The 1,810-nt window shown below is 74.3% G+C and carries 2 protein-coding genes; both read right to left on the reverse strand.

From position 1 onward, the window contains the following. Positions 1 to 147: 147 nt before the first annotated feature. Positions 148 to 804, reverse strand: coding sequence for a M15 family metallopeptidase (locus tag CCN33_RS29725; RefSeq protein WP_086696432.1), 657 nt, complete (start codon positions 802 to 804; stop codon positions 148 to 150). Next, on the reverse strand, positions 801 to 1,810 hold a 1,010-nt coding region (locus CCN33_RS31370; RefSeq protein WP_341866602.1), incomplete at its 5' end, for a bifunctional GNAT family N-acetyltransferase/NUDIX hydrolase. The genes CCN33_RS31370 and CCN33_RS29725, both read right to left, overlap by 4 nt.

Here is a 1,810-nt window from a genome sequence, read left to right on the forward strand (position 1 = left end):
CAGCGCGAGGACGACGCCGCCGGTGATGCCGAGGACGCAGGCCAGCGCCGGCACCGCGCGACGGATGCCGCGGCCCCGCCGCGCGCCGTTCTTACGGGGCGTGAGGGTCATGGGCGGCACTATGCCAGCTATGGGGCGATATACGGCTTATATGACTCCCGGTTCGGTGGGGCCGTAGGGCGCGGTCGGGTTGTTCGTCTGGAGCGCCCAGTAACGGTCGCCCCAGCTCCAGTGCCACCACTCGGTCGCGTAGTTGACCAGGCCCGCCTCGGACAGCACGCTCGCCAGGGTGTTCCGGTTGGCCGTGGCCTCGGCGCCGATGTTGGTGGCCGAGGTGTAACAGGCGCCCTCGCTCTCCACCGGGTCCGCGTTCACCCGGGTGCCCAGGTCCAGTTCGTCGCCGTCGGCGTCCACCAGGGTGAGGTCCACGGCGGCGCCCGCGCTGTGCGGGGCTATCTCCGGTGGGGAGACGAACCGGCTGGCCTCGTCCCGCACGCGGGCCGGGGACCAGCCGGGGTTGTCCCGGCCGAGCGCGCCGGCGTACTCCTCGAAGTACCGGCGCTGGAGGCCGGGCGGCCGGTACCCCTCGACGTACAGCAGCCGCATACCGTCCGGCAGGAGCGACTGGGCGTGCATCAGGCGGTGCAGCACCCCTTGGCGCAGATACGCGAAGGCCCCCGAGGCGTCCTCCCTGCGCGGGTCGACCCGGAGGGCGCCGTGCGCCCGGACGTCGACCAGCGGCTCGCCGCACTCGCGCACCGGGACCGCCGCCACCCGCCGGTCCGACATCAGTACGACGCTCATTCCGTCCCCCAGTCCCAGGTGTCGAAGTAGCCGGTCACGCCGGTGCGGCGGGCCTCCATCACCGCACTGAGCCGGGCGAAGTCCCGCGGCGGCATCAGCGGCCGCCACTCGGGCAGCGCCAGCACCCGCACCTCGTCGTGCTCACGCGGGTCCAGCACGATGTCCCGGAGACGCGCCTCGTCCAGCCGCCCCCCGTCGAAGACGAGTCCCATCGTGCTGTACGGCCACTCGGCGCCCGGCAGCCCGTACACCGTGGCCAGCAGGCGGGGCGGGCCGTCCAGTTCGATGCCGGTCTCCTCCCGGCACTCCCGCACGGCCGTCTCCCACGGCCGCTCACCGGGGTCCATCGTGCCGCCCACCAACTGCCAGGGGTGGGTCGCGCCGTAGACCCCGTGGAGCTGCACGGGGCGGTCGTGGACGTCGGTGAAGAGGACGCAGGCGAAACCCGTGGCCTTCATGACCGTCTCGGCGTACTGCTCCGGCGGGAGCCAGACATGGCCGGTCCTCTCGTCCACCCGCCCCCGGACCGCCGGCTCGGGCCATGTCATCCGCATGGGAGCCACGCTGCCGCAGAATCCCGAGGCACGGAAGAGTGCCCCCACGCCGGCGGGCGCGTCGGCCTCGACGGGCGCCACCTCCTCCGCCCGGAGCCGGTCGAGCAGCGCGGTCAGGGCCGACCTGGCGTGTCCCCGGCGGCGCCACGAGGGATGCGTGGCGACCGTGTGCACCCGCGCCGCCCGCCCGCTGGGAAACACCGGTTCGGGCAGCGCCGGGTGGAGCAGCGCGAGGGCGCAGGAGGCGAGAGTGCCGTCGGGGGCGTCGACGACACAGGCTCGTGCGTCGCCACCGGGAACCAGTCGGGCGGCCAGTTCGGCGCCGCAGCGGACGATCCACTCCTCCGGCAGCGGCTCGGCGAGGACGTGGGCCGACCGGAGCCGGACGATGTCCTCCGCGTCGGCGGGCGTGGCGAGCCGTGCGGCGTGCACGGTGCCGGGGTGCTGGGGGC

It is taken from the genome of Streptomyces recifensis (assembly GCF_002154615.1).
Taxonomy (GTDB): Bacteria; Actinomycetota; Actinomycetes; order Streptomycetales; family Streptomycetaceae; genus Streptomyces; species Streptomyces griseoluteus.

Bases quoted from the DNA above. Each gene is read 5' to 3' on its own strand.
- CCN33_RS29725 (WP_086696432.1), bottom strand. From the start codon at position 804: ATGAGCGTCGTACTGATGTCGGACCGGCGGGTGGCGGCGGTCCCGGTG.